The organism is Deefgea chitinilytica (assembly GCF_016881405.1).
Classification (GTDB): domain Bacteria; phylum Pseudomonadota; class Gammaproteobacteria; order Burkholderiales; family Chitinibacteraceae; genus Deefgea; species Deefgea chitinilytica.
Window position 1 is genome coordinate 366,713 of sequence record NZ_WOFE01000001.1, and the last position, 16,935, is coordinate 383,647.

At 47.7% G+C, this 16,935-nt stretch carries 12 protein-coding genes; 1 reads left to right on the forward strand and 11 read right to left on the reverse strand.

Translation table 11 applies throughout. From position 1 onward, the window contains the following. Positions 1 to 41 precede the first annotated feature (41 nt). A complete protein-coding gene (gene dnaE / locus GM173_RS01710) occupies positions 42 to 3,485 on the reverse strand; it encodes a DNA polymerase III subunit alpha (RefSeq protein WP_203569596.1) in 3,444 nt (1,147 codons plus the stop codon). Between the two features lie 92 nt (positions 3,486 to 3,577). Here dnaE and GM173_RS01715 point away from each other — a divergent pair, with 92 nt between their 5' ends. Continuing rightward, positions 3,578 to 3,760, forward strand: a complete 183-nt coding sequence (locus tag GM173_RS01715) for a YjfB family protein (RefSeq protein WP_203569597.1) — start codon at positions 3,578 to 3,580, stop codon at positions 3,758 to 3,760. Between the two features lie 98 nt (positions 3,761 to 3,858). Here the strand turns inward: GM173_RS01715 and clpB are convergent, their stop codons facing one another. The 10 genes from clpB to GM173_RS01765 form a co-directional block, all read right to left on the reverse strand. After that, on the reverse strand, positions 3,859 to 6,435 hold the full coding sequence (gene clpB / locus GM173_RS01720) for an ATP-dependent chaperone ClpB (protein ID WP_203569598.1): 2,577 nt from the start codon (positions 6,433 to 6,435) through the stop codon (positions 3,859 to 3,861). Between the two features lie 129 nt (positions 6,436 to 6,564). Next, the gene (locus GM173_RS01725; protein ID WP_203569599.1) at positions 6,565 to 8,160 is read right to left on the reverse strand and encodes a GGDEF domain-containing protein; all 1,596 of its coding nucleotides are present in this window, start codon (positions 8,158 to 8,160) and stop codon (positions 6,565 to 6,567) included. Next, positions 8,150 to 9,706: a tetratricopeptide repeat protein gene (locus GM173_RS01730; protein WP_203569600.1), complete on the reverse strand. Its 1,557-nt coding sequence runs from the start codon at positions 9,704 to 9,706 to the stop codon at positions 8,150 to 8,152. The genes GM173_RS01725 and GM173_RS01730 overlap by 11 nt, the downstream gene beginning before the upstream one ends. A gap of 108 nt (positions 9,707 to 9,814) precedes the next feature. After that, positions 9,815 to 12,079 (reverse strand): arginine/lysine/ornithine decarboxylase, encoded by a 2,265-nt coding sequence (locus tag GM173_RS01735; RefSeq protein WP_203569601.1) that lies wholly within the window; start codon positions 12,077 to 12,079, stop codon positions 9,815 to 9,817. A gap of 106 nt (positions 12,080 to 12,185) precedes the next feature. Beyond that, a complete protein-coding gene (locus GM173_RS01740; RefSeq protein ID WP_203569602.1) occupies positions 12,186 to 12,845 on the reverse strand; it encodes a carbohydrate-binding protein in 660 nt (219 codons plus the stop codon). Continuing rightward, complete coding sequence (locus tag GM173_RS01745) at positions 12,835 to 14,109, reverse strand: pilus assembly PilX family protein (RefSeq protein ID WP_203569603.1); 1,275 nt, start codon at positions 14,107 to 14,109, stop codon at positions 12,835 to 12,837. The genes GM173_RS01740 and GM173_RS01745 overlap by 11 nt, the downstream gene beginning before the upstream one ends. A gap of 2 nt (positions 14,110 to 14,111) precedes the next feature. After that, positions 14,112 to 14,765: a PilW family protein gene (locus tag GM173_RS01750; protein ID WP_203569604.1), complete on the reverse strand. Its 654-nt coding sequence runs from the start codon at positions 14,763 to 14,765 to the stop codon at positions 14,112 to 14,114. Then, positions 14,765 to 15,283 carry a GspH/FimT family pseudopilin gene (locus tag GM173_RS01755; protein WP_203570340.1) on the reverse strand — a complete coding sequence of 173 codons (519 nt, stop codon included), beginning with the start codon at positions 15,281 to 15,283 and terminating at the stop codon, positions 14,765 to 14,767. Before GM173_RS01755 ends, GM173_RS01750 begins: the two co-directional genes overlap by 1 nt. Then, the gene (locus GM173_RS15875) at positions 15,284 to 15,751 is read right to left on the reverse strand and encodes a type IV pilin protein (RefSeq protein ID WP_275412315.1); all 468 of its coding nucleotides are present in this window, start codon (positions 15,749 to 15,751) and stop codon (positions 15,284 to 15,286) included. A gap of 154 nt (positions 15,752 to 15,905) precedes the next feature. Next, complete coding sequence (locus tag GM173_RS01765; protein ID WP_203569605.1) at positions 15,906 to 16,889, reverse strand: L-threonylcarbamoyladenylate synthase; 984 nt, start codon at positions 16,887 to 16,889, stop codon at positions 15,906 to 15,908. Positions 16,890 to 16,935 lie beyond the last annotated feature (46 nt).

Here is a 16,935-nt window from a genome sequence, read left to right on the forward strand (position 1 = left end):
CCTTCTAAACGCCATTTAATCTGGCTTAGAGGGCAATACATTTAAAAGCGTGGTTCGGCAGCTTGTGGGCCTAACCATTCACGCAAATCAGCCAACAGCTCATCACGCAATATAATCCGCCAAGCGTGATTTAAGGTCAGTTGACAACGTGCTTTGGTGTTTTGGTAATCGATTTCCACCGCGCAGCCGTGCTCGGCAGTGTGCGGGGCGAGGATTTGTTTTAATCTTTCAGCGTCGGCTTGATGATCCAGCGTAATTTTCAAGGCGCGGGCGAAATGGCTGCGGGCTTCGGCTAAATCAAACACCCGGTCGGCAATAATGCGCTGCCCGCCTGAAAAGCGGTCTTCGGAAACTTTGGCTTCAATCACCAGCAGCGTATCTTCTTTGAGTTTGGTGCGATTGGCTTCGAAAGAATCGGAGAACAAAGACACTTCAACTTTGGCGTGACCATCATCAAGCTGCAAAAAACACATCCGACCACGATCGCCATTTTTAATCCGCATCCCTGCCACAATCCCCGCAATAAATTGCGGTTCACGCTGATTCTGCAGGCGATCAAGGCGGGTTTTGATCAGTCCTTTAATTGGTTTGGCGTGCGCATCAAACGGGTGGCCCGATAGATAAAATCCAATCGCCGTTTTTTCCTCGGCGAGCTTGATTTTATCGTCCCACGCTTGGGCTTCGATGTGTTCAATTTGCGGTGCGGCAGCGGGCTCTAGCATGTCAAATAGGCTGCATTGATTGGCATTGGCGACTTCTGCTTCGGCCACAGCCATGGCTTGCTCGACATTGGCCATCAATTTGGCGCGATTGGGCTCTAATGAATCCAAGGCTCCGCCGCGAATCAGTGCTTCGAGTACGCGTTTATTGACTTCTTTTTTATCGGTGCGGCTGCATAAATCGTACAAATCTTTGAACGGGCCATTTTTTTCCCGCTCGGCCACAATCATATTGACTGCGCTCTCGCCAACGCCTTTGATTGCGCCCAATGCATAGCGAATCTGTTTTTTGCCAACGGGGACAAAGCGGTAAAAACTTTCATTTAAATCGGGCGGTAAGATGACCAGTTTGTTCTTTTTATCGAGGCAATCGTCGTAAAAGACTTTGAGCTGTTCGGTATTATCCAGCTCGGATGACATCGTCGCGGCCATAAACGCCGCAGTGTGATGTGCTTTGAGCCACGCCGTGTGATACGACACCACCGCATAGGCCGCTGTATGTGATTTATTAAAACCATATTCAGCAAACTTGGTCATCAAGTCGAATAAAGTTTCGGCGAGTTTGGGATCGTAGCCTTGCTTGGCGGCACCTTCGGCAATCGTGGTGCGGTGTTTAGCCATTTCCTCTGGCTTTTTCTTACCCATCGCACGGCGTAGCATATCGGCGCCACCGAGCGTATAGCCACCAATAATCTGTGAAATCTGCATCACCTGCTCTTGATACACGATCACGCCGTAAGTCGGTTCAAGGCATTTTTCCAAGTCGGGGTGGAAATAATCGGGTGCTTCGAGACCTTTTTTCCGATTAATAAAGGTATCGACCATGCCTGAGCCGAGCGGGCCTGGGCGGTACAAAGCCAATACCGCAATAATGTCTTCAAAACGGTCGGGTGCGAGCTTTTCCAGCAAGCGCTTCATCCCGTCCGACTCGACCTGAAATACGCCGGTGGTATTGGCATCGCGGAATACTTGATACGCGGCTTGATCGTTAAAACCCAAACTCATTAAGTCGAGGTATTCGCCCGTTTGGTTTTTGATGTATTGCAGTGCGAGTTCGATAATCGTTAGGTTTCGCAAACCTAAAAAGTCGAATTTGACCAAGCCCACGGCTTCAACGTCGTCTTTATCGAGCATCGACACGGGCGAGGCATCGTCGCCAGCCGCTTGATACACAGGGCAAAAATCGGTGATTTTATTCGGCGCAATTAACACGCCACCGGCGTGCATCCCGATATTACGGGTAAGACCTTCGAGTTTTTTGGCAAGCTCCCACAGTTCTTTGAGCTCTTCTTCGCGCTCAACGCGTTCAGCCAGTTCTGGCACCATTTCTAGTGCGTCATCCAAACTGTATTGCTTGCCGGGCGCAGCAGGAATCAGTTTGGAAACACCATCGCAAAACATATACGGCAAATCAAGCACGCGGCCGACGTCGCGCACCACTGCTTTGGCGGCCATCGTACCGAAAGTCGCAATCTGACTGACCGCATCAGCGCCGTATTTTTCGCGCACGTATTCAATCACGCGCCAGCGGTTTTCCTGACAGAAGTCAATATCAAAGTCGGGCATTGATACGCGTTCTGGGTTCAAAAAACGCTCAAACAGCAGGGCATAGGCGGTGGGGTCGATGTCGGTAATGCCAAGGCTATACGCAACTAGCGAACCCGCGCCCGAACCCCGACCTGGCCCCACTGGGCAGCCATTGACTTTGCCCCATGCGATAAAGTCGGCAACGATCAAAAAGTAGCCGGGGAAACCCATATTAATAATGGTATCGGTTTCCACCTTGAGTCGCTCGTAATAGCGCGGACGTTCAGCTTCACGCTCAGCTTCGTCTAGGTATAGCTGCGCAAGTCTTTTCTCTAAGCCGCGTTTGGCCTCATACACCAAGAAATCATCCAGCGTCATGCCTTCTGGTGTTGGGAACGGGGGCAGTACATTTTTGCCCAATACGATTTCGATATTGCAGCGTTGTGCAATCGTCACTGTGTTGGCCAGCGCTTCGGGTACGTCGGCAAACAATTCCTGCATTTGCGCCGTGGTTTTGAAATATTGCTCTTCGGTAAATTCTCTGGGGCGACGTTTGTCATTCATGACAAAGCCAGCCGAAATGCACGTACGCGCTTCATGCGCTTTGAAATCGTCCGGATCCATAAACTGGATTGGATGTGTCGCAACGACCGGCAGGCCAAGCTCACCTGCTAAATCAATATGGCACTGCAAGCTGTTTTCACTGGCTGCTGTGCCGGTGCGCTGGATTTCGAGATAAAAGCTATTGGGGAACTGTGCGGCCCACCACTCAGCGGCGGAGCTGGCCAGTTCGGCATTATTGGCTAAAAATTGCTGGCCGATTTCACCAAGCTCTGCCCCTGATAAAGCAATCAGTCCGCTATTGTCGCCTGTGGTGAACCATTCTTTTTTCAGCTCGCCACGCCCCCGATATTGATTATCGCGAAACGCCATCGTGATAAGCTCACACAAGCGGCCATAACCTTCGCGATTTTTACAAATCAGCAGGGCACGAAAGGGTTTATCGCGGTTATCTGGATTTTCGATCCAAGCGTCCAAGCCAATAATCGGCTTAATCCCCGCATTGCGGCAGGCTTTGTAATGTTTGACTAGGCCAAATAAATTCATCAAGTCGGACATGCCCAGCGCGGGCATTTTATCGGCTTTGGCGCGTTTGACCGCGTCTTCTAAACGGACAATACCGTCAGAAACTGAAAATTCGGAATGGAGGCGAAGATGGATATAGGCTGGAGCGTTCATGGGCGCATTTTATCATTAGTCAAACGTTCACCCCTTCATTTTGTCGAAAAAAGGCCGATAATATGGTGGTAATACCAAGAAGGGGAGTAAGCATGAGCGATAGCATGGTGAATGCGGCCAGTAGTGCCTCGGTGAATAATTCTGCGGCTCTGATCATGTTGCGAAAAAGCATGGATATTCAAGCGCAAGGCGCATTGAGTTTGTTGCAGGCGATCCCACAACCCGCACCGGTTAATCCACCCAATCTTGGGCAAAATATCGATACGCGAGCTTAGTGGGTATTTGAATGTAGCCATTATTTATTAAAGGCTATATTCATATACATAAAAAATACGGCGCAAATGCGCCGTATTTTATTTTACGCTAGACCGAATTAGTGACTAAACACCATCACGCCGTCTTTGGCATCGACTGCAATGGTGTCTTTGGCGGCGAATTCACCTGCTAACAAGCGTTTTGCCAATACGTTTTCCAGCTCGCTTTGGATTGCGCGTTTTAGCGGTCGTGCGCCATAGACTGGATCGAAACCGGCTTCGGCGATCAGATCGAGTGCCGCATCGGAAACCGTCAGGCCAATTTCCATGCTCGCCAAACGATTCATCAATTTATCCAATTGAATTCGCGCAATGTGGCGAATTTGCTCTTGCGCCAGACCGTGGAATACGACGACTTCATCAATCCGGTTGATAAACTCCGGCCGGAAGTGCGTTTTGACCTCGGCCATCACCGCCATTTTGATGATTTGATAGTCCGAATCGGCCAAGCGCTGAATGTGATCACTACCGAGATTTGACGTCATAATCACCACGGTATTTCTAAAGTCGACCGTGCGCCCTTGTCCGTCGGTGAGGCGACCATCGTCGAGCACTTGCAACAGCACATTAAATACATCCGGATGCGCTTTTTCGACTTCATCAAGCAAAATCACACTGTACGGTTTACGGCGCACCAACTCGGTTAAGTAACCGCCTTCCTCAAACCCGACGTAGCCCGGTGGCGCACCAATCAAGCGAGCGACCGAGTGTTTCTCCATAAATTCGCTCATATCGATGCGAATCATATGGTCTTCCGAGTCGAACAAATAGTTCGCCAATGTTTTACATAGCTCGGTTTTGCCGACCCCGGTTGGTCCCAAGAACAGGAACGAACCATAAGGCCGATTTGGATCGCCCAAGCCTGCGCGCGAACGGCGGATTGCGTCAGATACTAAGCGCACCGCTTCATCTTGGCCGACCACGCGTTGATGCAAAACGTCTTCCATATGCAGTAATTTTTCACGTTCGCCTTGCAACATTTTGCTCACCGGAATGCCGGTAGCGCGGCTGACGACTTCGGCGATTTCTTCGGCGCCCACTTGCGTGCGCAAGAGTTTATTCGTACCACCCGTGGTTTCGGAAGCCTCTGCCGCTTTGAGTTTGGCCTCCAATTGCGGCAACTGGCCGTATTGTAATTCGGATGCTTTATCCCATTCACCGGCGCGGCGTGCGCTGTCCATTGCCATTTTGACTTGCTCGATTTCCTCGCGAATCGCTTGGCTGCCGAGCACGCTGGCTTTTTCGGCTTTCCAGATTTCCTCTAAATCCGAATACTCTTTGCTCAATTGCTCGATTTCGTCTTCGATCAAGGCGAGACGTTTTTTACTGGCTTCGTCTTTTTCGCGTTTGACCGCTTCGCGTTCGATTTTGAGCTGAATCATTCGGCGATCGAGTTTATCCATCACTTCGGGCTTGGAATCGATTTCCATCTTGATTTTTGCTGCTGCCTCATCGATCAAATCGATGGCCTTATCAGGCAAGAATCGATCGGTGATGTAGCGGTGTGAGAGTTCCGCCGCTGCCACAATCGCCGGATCGGTGATTTCGACACCATGATGGATTTCGTATTTTTCTTGCAAACCGCGCAAAATCGCAATCGTTGCTTCCACGCTCGGTTCGTCGACCATTACTTTTTGGAAGCGGCGCTCTAGCGCTGCATCTTTCTCGATGTATTTACGATATTCATCGAGCGTCGTTGCGCCCAAGCAATGCAGCTCGCCGCGCGCCAAAGCGGGTTTCAACATATTGCCCGCGTCCATCGCGCCTTCGGCTTTGCCCGCGCCAACCAGCGTGTGCAATTCATCGATAAACACGATCACTTGACCGGCTTCTTTTTCCAACTCAGTCAACACGGCTTTGAGACGTTCTTCAAAATCACCGCGGTATTTAGCGCCAGCCAACAAAGATGCTAGGTCTAAAGACAATACCCGCTTTCCTTTTAGTGATTCAGGTACTTCACCATTGATAATTCGCTGTGCGAGTCCTTCGACAATCGCCGTTTTACCCACGCCTGGTTCACCGATCAGTACCGGATTGTTTTTGGTGCGGCGCTGCAATACTTGGATCGCACGGCGAATTTCATCGTCGCGGCCGATTACGGGGTCGAGCTTGCCTAGCCGCGCACGCTCAGTGAGATCCAGACAGTATTTCTCTAGCGCCTCACGTTGGCTATCGGCTTCTGGGTTGTCAACGGCATTGCCACCGCGTACCGCATCGACAGCCGCTTGTAGCGCTGCTTTATTACCGCCGTTTTCTTTGAGTAAACGGCCCGCTTCGCCTTTGTCATCACACAGCGCGACTAAAAACAAATCGCTGGAAATAAACTGATCGCCGCGTTGCATCGCCGCTTTGTCGGTGGCATTCAATAGGCGAGCTAAATCTTTGCCAACTGTGATGTCGGCGTCTGAGCCAGAAATTTTAGCAATCCGCGCTAATGCCAGATCCAGCGCATTGCGTAGGGGCTGAACATTAACACCGGCCCGAGCCAGCAATGCTGTGGTACCTGAATCGGTATCATTGAGTAAGGCTAATAGCAGATGTTGTGGCTCGATGTAAGCATTGTCATTCATATTGGCAAGGCTTTGGGCATCGGCCAAGGCTTGCTGGAATTTGGTTGTTAGTTTGTCAAAACGCATTTTTTCCTCCAATTGAGTCAGTTACAGACTACATGGCTGCGGTGTGCGTTTTCTTCAAGTGATTGGAATTAATAACTTTTTTGGAGCCAAGTGGTTGAGGCAAGGCTGAGCGTGGGAATCGGCGAGTCACTAGCCACACACCTTATTACGCCCGCTGTGTTTGGCTTCGTACAATTTGGCATCTGCTCGGGCGAGTAAGGAATCAGCGAGTTCATCGCTGCTGCGGCAAGCTGCGCCGATGCTGACGGTTTGTTGCTTTAAGGCAGGGACGATTTTCGACCATATGCAGGATTCAATTGCAGCACGAATGCGTTCAGCAATTCGCAATGCTGCAGCAAGATCTGCACCAGGCAGTAACACGATGAATTCTTCTCCGCCAAAACGAGCAACAAATTCGCCTTGGCGACAACTTTGGGTGAAGATTTGCGCTGCTTCTTTTAAAACACGATCTCCGGCTTGGTGCGAAAATTGATCGTTGATGCGTTTAAAGAAGTCAAGGTCGAGCATAAGCACTGAAAATGGTTGTTGCAACTGAATCGCTAATTCGATTTCGCGCTCTAGCCGTGTATCAAGTGCTCGCCGATTGTAGAGTCCGGTGAGTGCATCCGTTTCGGCTTTTGATGTGAGGAGTCGAATCAGTTCTTGATGCTTTTCTAAGCGATTGATTAAGTGAACATTCTCTTGCAGGCTCACTTCTAGCTCTTGCACATTATGAATTTGCTTGAGCAGGGCAATGGTTGTGCTGGTCAGTTGATGGTCTTGGCTGCGATGAATTTTTTCTAAGTAATGTTCAGTGAAAATAATATGTTGCTGCAGTGCCAATTCAAATTGATGCTGATCTTTGTAGATTTGGTACATTAATTCATGGGCTTGGGTAGAAAAAGCCATGGAGTTCATCGCTTTGGCGGCGGCAACGGTCTGTTGGGCTAATTCAATTGCTGGCTCATAGCGCTGCAATAAAACCAGTACTTTTGCGTGTTCAATATGGGCTAGCGCAAGTCCCCATGTGTAATTGTGTTGTTGAGCGGATAGGGTCGCTTCTTCAAAGCATTGGAGTGCCAAGCTCATTTGCCCCAAACCCGCATGCACTATCCCAAGATAGGCTCGAATTTCACAAAAATTGCGCTGCTGGTGCTGGGCGGTGTTTAAATTTTCTTCTGCGATTTTGAGCGCCGCATAGGCTTTGTCAAATTCGTATAGGCGGATGAAATCAACTCCGAGGCAGAGGTACACTTCGCAAATTTGCTCACTGGACTTGGTTAAATAGGAGAGCTCCGTCGCCGCTAAATGGTAGCGTTTGGCATTACGAAAATCGTTCATGCCGTAGAATACTTTTCCTAGCCCAAGGTTGCAGCGTAATTGCGTGTTGATATCATGCTGCTGTAGTCCAAGCTGTAAACCTTTCAGCCAAGTGCGCATCGCAAGGTCAATTTGGCTTTTGATTAAGTAAATTGAAGCAAGTTCGTCATAGGCTAGGCCTGCGGCAAAAAATACGTGTTCGCTTGCCGCTTTCGGTAGTGCAATTCGCAGAATTTTCTCTGCGGTGACGTATTGCCATAAATAAGCCTCACTTAAACCCAGCATAATCTGCAGCTCTAATTTATAGGCTTTATGATTTTTGTCTTTGACGAGAACTTTTAGCTTTTGATTGGCTAGCGCCGGGTCAGACTCGAGTAGGGCGAGTAATGCTTCGAGTTGCAGGGGCGTGATTTTGCTATTGAGCATTTGGCCCCCGAGTTGCTAAATTTAAAGTCCAGCAAGGCGTGGTATTGACTAGGGTTGCTATCGCTTGATGGTGTAATTGAATCGGCGCATAAATTAAACGTAATTGCGGCTGGATTTGGCTGTTGAATGTTACTTGATTGAATGCATCATCAAAAATAGCGCTGAGATTCTGTGGCGCTTGAATTGGGCTTAGTAAAATAAACTGTTGGCCACTATATCGAAACCAGGTAAGTATTTGTAATGAGAGCTGTGGTCGCAATGATTGCAATAATTCGCTACAGCGCATTAAGATTTCGTCGCCTACATCATAAGCAATGGTTTCATTGATTTCCATTAAGTTATCAATTGAAAATAAATAACCAAAAATAGGTTGATGTGCTTGCGATGGTAAATGTGAAATAAATGCTTTGCGATCAGGAAGTAGTGTGAGTGGGTCAAGGTTATTATTTTTAAAATCAAGCAAGGCTTGCAGTTGTTTAACCTCATGTTGTAATGACTTATTTTCTAATTGCAAAATAATGATTTCTTGTTTTTTGTCCAGCTCACTCAATTGTGCTTGGCTCAATGATTTGATATTTTTTGCTAGCTTCGCTTGATAGTTGACTTCAATTTTATGATAGGTTTCTTGCGCTGCTAAGGCGGCGGCAAAGTCTCCCTGCATAATTCGCACATCACGTAATTGTAGACAGATTTTTTTTTGTAAAAACCCTTGATCGAAACTCGATGCGAGCAAAATAGTTGACTCCAACATAGAGCAAGCTTGTTTTAAATCGCCACTGCGTTGATATAGAGTCGCTAGCGCAATTCGGTTTTGAGTTTGTCCCCACAGCAAGTTTTCACGAATATGAATGGTGAGCGATTGGTGTAAAGATTCTGCTGCGCGTTCAAAATCACCAGTTTCGATAAATGATAATCCAGTGTAATGATGTAATTCAGCAATCCACGCCGGATCATTAAAACCATTTTGGATAATACTCCAGCAAAACGAAATAATATCAATACTTTCGGCAAATTCTTTGCCGGAGGTTAGATTATTAAGTAAATGGAGTGCGGACTTTAATATGATTTTGACATCGTTGCTTTGTTTGGCAAATGAATACGCATAACGCTGGCAAATTAAAGCACGCTGATTTTCATTATTAAGTAGATAAAAATCACCAATGCCTAAATACGCTATTGCAAAGTGGTGGGGTTCTTGCTTGGGGTCTGCTTGTTCGAGTAATTCAAGGCTCACTTTGAGTGCACCTGCATAATTGCCCATCGCATTCATGATGTCGGCAGATAGCATCTTTGCTTTGAAATAAAAGGGATTTTCCGTTGCGGGTACTTTTAAGCTCCGCCGAATCTCACGTTTGGCACTACTAAAATCATTTCGCGCCCAGGCGGTATGAGCTAATAAATAATGAATTTGGCTGGCACGCTGGGGTGTGGCACGATGTTCACGCAGTAAGCGTTTGAGCGAACTGATGGCCTGTTCTGCCTGCCCAAAATGAATAATATGGTCAAGTCGAGCTATCTCTTGCTCGAATGCTTCGCAACTGAACATGCTGAGCCTTTGCTATTGCTTTAGCGCAGTATAGTCAGCAAAGTTTTAAATCAGTATAAAAAAACCGCCAGATAGGCTGGCGGTTGAGTTGATTTTGACTCGGTAAATTTATGTTCGGACACAATCCATAAAGTAGCTGGTTTTGCCGCCTTCAGTCACGGCGACTAAACCGTGAATATAGGTTTCAAAGCCAGGGAATTTCTGGTTGAAGTCACGGGCAAACTTCAGGTAATCAACGATGGTTTTGTTGAATACTTCACCCGGAATCAAGAGCGGAATTCCCGGTGGATACGGTGTGAGCATGACCGCGGTGACGCGGCCTTCAAGATCATCGATGGCGACGCGATCAATTTGCTTGTGTGCCATTTTGGCGAACGCTTTGGCTGGCTTCATCGCCGGAATCATATCGGATAAATACATCTCGGTCGTCAGGCGAGCTACGCCGTGCTCTTTGTAAATACCGTGAATTTGTTGGCATAAATCGCGCAAGCCCAAACGCTCATATTGCGGATATTGCGCGATAAATTCAGGCAATACACGCCAGAGCGGCGCATTGCGGTCGTATTCATCTTTAAATTGTTGCAGGGCTGCCAATAGGGTATTCCAGCGGCCTTTGGTAATGCCGATGGTGAACATAATAAAGAAGGAGTATAGGCCGCATTTCTCAACAACGACGCCGTGTTCAGCCAGATACTTCGTTACAATGCTGGCTGGAATACCTTGTGCGTCAAAGTCACCATTCAAATCCAGACCCGGTGTGAGAATGGTGGCTTTGATTGGATCAAGCATATTAAAGCCATCGGCGATGTCGCCAAAGCCGTGCCAATTATCCCCAGCTTTGAGCATCCATGCGTCGCGATGATCTAGACCTTCGTCGGTTAAATCATCTGGGCCCCATACTGAGAACCACCAATCTTCACCATACTCTTCGTCCACTTTGCGCATCGCACGGCGAAAATCCAGTGCTTCCATCAGTGATTCTTCTACCAGTGCTGTGCCGCCTGGTGCTTCCATCATCGCCGCAGCCACATCACACGACGCAATAATTGAATATTGCGGGCTAGTTGAGGTGTGCATCAAATAAGCTTCGTTAAACAAATCACGGTCGAGCTTGCGGTTTTCTGGGTCTTGCACCAAGATTTGCGATGCTTGGCTCAAACCCGCGAGCAATTTATGTGTGGATTGGGTAGAAAACACCATCGATTCTTTACAGCGCGGGCGATCTTCGCCAATCGCGTGGTAATCACCATAAAACTCGTGAAAAGCCGCGTGTGGTAACCATGCTTCATCAAAATGTAGCGTGTCGATTTCACCGTCGAGCATGCCTTTGATGTCTTCAACGTTGTACATAATGCCGTCATACGTTGATTGCGTGATAGTCAAAATACGCGGTTTAAAGTCAGGATCTTCCGCGAGTTTTTCGCGCGCAAATGGGTTTTCCATCATCTTTTTACGGATGTTTTCGGTGGTGAATTCGCTTTTTGGGATTGGGCCAATAATGCCGTAATGATTGCGCGTTGGCATCAAGAACACAGGCACCGCCCCCATCATCATGATCGAATGCAGAATCGATTTATGGCAGTTACGATCGACGACGACGACATCACCCGGCGCTACGGTGGAGTGCCAAACAATTTTGTTCGACGTAGATGTGCCGTTGGTGACAAAAAATAGATGGTCAGCATTAAAAATACGCGCAGCATTGCGCTCTGACGCAGCAATCGGACCAGTATGATCGAGCAATTGACCGAGTTCTTCTACCGCATTGCATACGTCGGCGCGCAACATGTTTTCACCGAAAAACTGGTGAAACATTTGCCCAACGGGTGATTTTAGGAACGCTACGCCACCTGAATGACCCGGGCAGTGCCATGAATATGAACCATCATTGGCGTAATGTGTGAGCGCGCGGAAAAATGGCGGCGCGAGGGTATCCAGATACGATTTCGCTTCGCGGATAATATGGCGCGCAACAAATTCTGGCGTGTCTTCGTGCATATGAATAAAGCCATGCAGTTCACGCAAAATATCATTTGGAATGTGGCGTGCTGTACGTGTTTCACCGTAGATATAGATTGGAATATCAGGGTTACGGCGACGGATTTCGGCCACAAAATCGCGCAGACTGGTCAGGGCTTCATGCGTTTCTTCTTGCGAGCCGGCGCCGAATTCTTCATCGTCGATCGACAAAATAAAACCTGATGCACGACTTTGTTGCTGGGCGAAGGAGGTCAGGTCACCGTAGCTGGTATAGCCAACCACATCCATGCCCTCGGCCTCAATTGCCGCAGCCAGTTCACGAATACCGGAACCACTGGTGTTCTCGGTGCGGAAGTCTTCGTCGATGATGACGAGGGGGAAGTAAAAGCGCATGTGATTCCTTCGCTAAAAGTAAAAACGCCCCATGCAGGGGGCAGGGGCGTATGTTAACTCAGTAGGATTATAGTTTTAATACTTTTGTCGGATTTTATTAAATGACCTACTGCTTTGACCAGTCATTCCAGACCACTGCTGGTGTCCAGTTTGGATCGGCAGGAGGTTTGCATCCCGTAGGATTCACACACTTGTAAGTGTGGCCATTAAAACTAACCTGATCATCCTTTGAATACGATGTGGATGAACTCCATGCAGCAACGGGTGCAGGAGTAGGTGTTGGTGTTGCCGTGGGGCCTGCAGTTGGTGTCGGTGTTGCAGCAACTGGAACTGCAAATGATTGTGCGTTATATCTAAGGATGGTGGAAAGTACCACTTCCTGTGATTGTCCTTGGGCATTCGCCCAGCTAACGTTGGCAACTACTTGTTTTGGAAAAGGTGCGGCAACTGGCGTTGGACCTGGAATCGTTTCTCCAGTCACAATCGATAAATCTGTTACTTCGCCACTAACAGAGAAAGTGGCTGATTTGCCTGTGACGTCGGTAGCTGCCTTGTCAGCAATATTCCCTGTTTGAAAATCTTTTCGATAGTCGTCTAATAAGCCCTGTGCCAAGGCCAACGCTTCATTGCGATTACGTGCATCACTGGTGCCTTGCATTTGAATAGCTTGAAACTTGGTCAGCGCAATGCCTGCTCCAGCTAAAATGATTACTGTGATTAATACTTCAATCAGGCTAAAGCCATTATTTTTGAATTTAGAAGTCACGCCATAGTCCTGCTTTAAATTGTGATGCCGAGCCGCCTGGGGGAATTGGGTTGCCGAGTTTGGTTGGATCGTAAACAACGTGAGTTGAACCGTTCATTGAGTGGGTTGAGAATAGTGCTCCATTTGTGGCATCTGTTTTTCCATTAACGGCGTTTGGTTGTGTGCCATCAAAATTAGAAAATGTTTGTCCTAAAGCAGCAGCATCAAGGTCACCAGCAATAGCTAAAGCACCCAACACAGAAATGGTGCCGCTTTTACTGTAAAGGTTGTTGGCATAAAGAAGGCCATTAACTTGTAAGTTCAAGCTATTGCCAATAATGTTTCCATTTACGATCACATTTTTAGCAGAAATGGTACATGAGCCCGGATTAAAGTCACCTTCGATCCAAACAGTCAGAGGATTCCCTGTTACAGTAGGGCAGCCACTCGAGTTAAAGACAGTTCCTGCGGCCGTGGCCGCTGCTTTCACTTCACTCTTGGGCGAGCCAAAATACATTTCAAAATATTGGTCTTGGGTTAAAGCCGCAATGTCACTGTAAGGTGTAATTGTGCCATCGGTTGCACCATTACGGGTGAATGAGTCTCCTGAGACAATAGGGCAAAATCCAGTGGTAGGTGGATTACTATTATTACTAGTAATTGAGCCACGTGAGTCTGCGTAACCTTTAACCGAGAATCCAGCTTTATTTGGGTTAAATCGACCTTTCAGTGGTAGAACTACCGAAACTGTTGCCGTAGGTTGCCCTGCAGTGACGCAAGCGGGGGCGGTATTGCTCGGTGTCGCAGTGGAGTCATCAGCGCAACCTGTGCTAGTGATGGTCATGCTAAGCCCATTCATTACAGCCCGAACTCTAAAACCTAATCCTAAAGAGTCTGGGGCGCCGTTTTCTTTTAGACGTTTAGAAAAATATCGATCACTAGCGAACTGATTTGGCGATGTCGAATCCGCAAAGTCACTTACAAAGCTATAAGCATTAAAAAAATTGTCGCGACAAGCTGTTGCGCCAGTTGCAACTGTTGGCGTGATGATCTCAGTGCCAGTGCCGCCAGTTGAAATGATATTCAAATCACTTTGAATCCGCGCGGCAAATTCATTTGCCCCAGCTTCTGCTGCTTCAAATGCTTTATTGTTTGCATAATAATTCGCTGAGGTTTTTTGGAAAATAAATGCTTGGCGATTGGCATATAAAGTCGCAACCGTCGCAATTAATACCAGAATCAGCGTTACGGCTAGCGTTGCAATACCGTTTTGTTTAATCAACATATTTAATATACTCTAGGCAAATTACGCAGTTGGATTGATTCGCTGAGTGTGGAAGAAAATTCCGCACCCTTTGCTGATCCAGTTATGCTGATGTTAAGTTGATTAATTAAATCAGCACCTGCTACGGTTTCTGTGGTTGCTATAAACTTTAGTTCGGTTACATTAATACGTTCAATCGAATTCATCGGTACCCAAGCTGAGTCGGATGCATCGCAAGTATTAATTGATAAATTAGTAGGCGAATTTAGCATTAATACTTGGCCATTATTTAGCATGAAGCCACTGACTTCATTCGAGGTTAAAGTGTTATTGATTGAGCCTGGGCGTTCGTAGCGGAAAATGATGCATTCACCGGTATATATTTTTTTACCACTCACTGTTGTTACAGCCGCACCCGGCATGTTTATTTTTCTAAAATATTTAGCTGGTGTGGTCGTATCATCGGTTGCAAATTGGCTATAGCCAGAGCGGCGCAGCTCGCGAACCATCAGAGACATAATGGGCTGAATTTCTTGCTCTAATGCCATATTACGCAGCCCATCTCTATTGGCGAATAAACTGCTTAAGGCCATGCTTGATGCCGCACCCAGCAATAAAAGCCCTAGTGCCATAGATACGAGCAATTCAATTAGCGACATGCCTTTTTGTTTTGTCATTAGCATGCTGGATGCCCCCCAAAGCTAACTGCCCCTGTTGGAATGCATAGACTAGTTAATCCAGTCACTGTCCAATCTGCACGAATTGAATAGTTGTTGGTGCTGAATAAAACGGACTGCGTACTGGTAAATGAAGGTAGCAAACGAACAGGCTCTATGGTTGTTCCGCTTATTCCAGTCATTGCGCTTTCTGTCAAAATCGAGTTGGCAGTGGCAGAACTAAAAGTTTTTAGGTCGCACGCATCACCCACAGCGCATGTTGATGCCGTCGCAGCTGTAATACGCCAGTCACTGGCTGAAACACGCGTTGCAATGATATGTATTGCAGTATTCCGTTTGAGCGCTTCTGATTTTGCGAACTGTAGAATTGCTAAGTATTCATTTGCAGCACCATCAAGTCTTTTTTTCTCTAGAAAATCGTTAAAATTAGGAATTGCAATTGCTAATACAATTCCAAGGATCGCAATTGTTATTAACAATTCGATCAGAGTAAAACCGTGATTTTTAAAAGGCGACACTTATTTACTCCAGCAGGCGGCGGGAGTGCCTTTAGCATTGCCATTCAGAATATGCATATAGATCGTAGAGCAATCTGTTGTGCCTGCTTTGTCGGCTGTTTGTGATTTTCCAGATACTGCTGTTGCCTTAATGCAATAGGTTGTGCCGTCCGGATTTCCTGTGCAGCCACTTCCATCTTTGGCGATACTGAGAGTGTAATACCCATTTTCGCTGGACATACTTGCTGTTGTTGCGCCTGAAGTAAGATTTAATTCATCGGTTCCAAGAATTTTTGAATAGCTAGTATTATTCGCCCGCCATTTTTCCTGTGCTTGTTGAACTTTGCTAATAGCTATTGTGGCATCTGTGCGGCGGGATTTTCGGACGTAGTCTTGGTAGTTTGGAATCGCAATTGCAGCCAAGATGCCGATGATGGCGACGACGATCATCATTTCGATCAGAGTAAAGCCGTTGTGTGTGCGGTTCATGGGCGAGCCTGTGCTGGGTGTTTGGTCTGTTTAGTTGGGATAGTAAAGGTATTTACTTACTGCGAGCAAGACCACTTTGCGTAGGAAAGAGGAGCGGTCTTGCTGACAGGATGAGCGGTAAGGAAGTGTGACAGCGCACACGGATTGAAAAAATTTAATCTAATTTTTGCTGCGCTGCACGATTGAGGCGGTCGTGAATTGCTAGCCATTCTGCGCCTTGCGGCGGGGTTTCGAGCAGCAAGAGATCAAATTTATCTTGGTCTAGGCGACGTAAAGTTGCGTAAATTTCTTGGGCATAGGTGGTGGGGTTGGCGGGCATTTGGTGCTGCGGATAGTGATTTTCGGAATTTTCCTGTTGTGTGAGTAATACCACTTTTTTGCCTGCCGCTTGTTCTTGAGCGGCGATTCGTAAGAGTGCCGTTAGCGAGCCAAGTAGCAGCGGTGTGCGCGGTGCGTAGTGTGAATCAAGTAGGCCCGATACGCGCTGCTGGGCGCTGGCTTGGTCGGTGTGGTGTTCAATCGGTGTGCCAAGCACACTTTCAATTGCCGCGCGCGAAATGCCGCCGGGGCGCAATAATTTGGCAACGCCGCCGACTAAACTGACTATCGTTGATTCAACGCCAACGTGGCAGGCGCCCCCATCCAAAATCAATTTCAGTTGATCAGTCGTGAATTCATGGCGTACATGTTCAGCCGTGGTGGGGCTGACGTGGCCGAATTGATTGGCACTGGGGGCAGCAAGACCGCCGCCAAATTGTCGCAATAATTCATGGGTGATCGGATGCGCAGGCGCGCGCAAGCCGACGGTATTTTGTCCGCCCGTCACTGAATCGCTCACATGCGCTTGGCGTTCCAAAATCAGCGTGAGGGGGCCTGGCCAAAAAGCGTGAGCCAGTTGATAGGCAGCTTCTGGGATGTTTTGTGCCCAGTCTTTGAGTTGCTCAATCCCTGCGATATGCACAATCACTGGATGATCGTTCGGTCGACCTTTAGCGGTGAAAATCTTGGCCACTGCGTTCGGCTGGCTGGCATCGGCAGCGAGCCCGTAGACGGTTTCGGTGGGGATGCCGACCAATTCTCCCGCGCGCAGAAGGTCAAGTGCTTGGCTAAGGTCGGGGATGGTGAGGTGAGTAGGCATAAGTAGGGGCAGGGCAGGAAATAGAATACTGCAATTATAACATTGC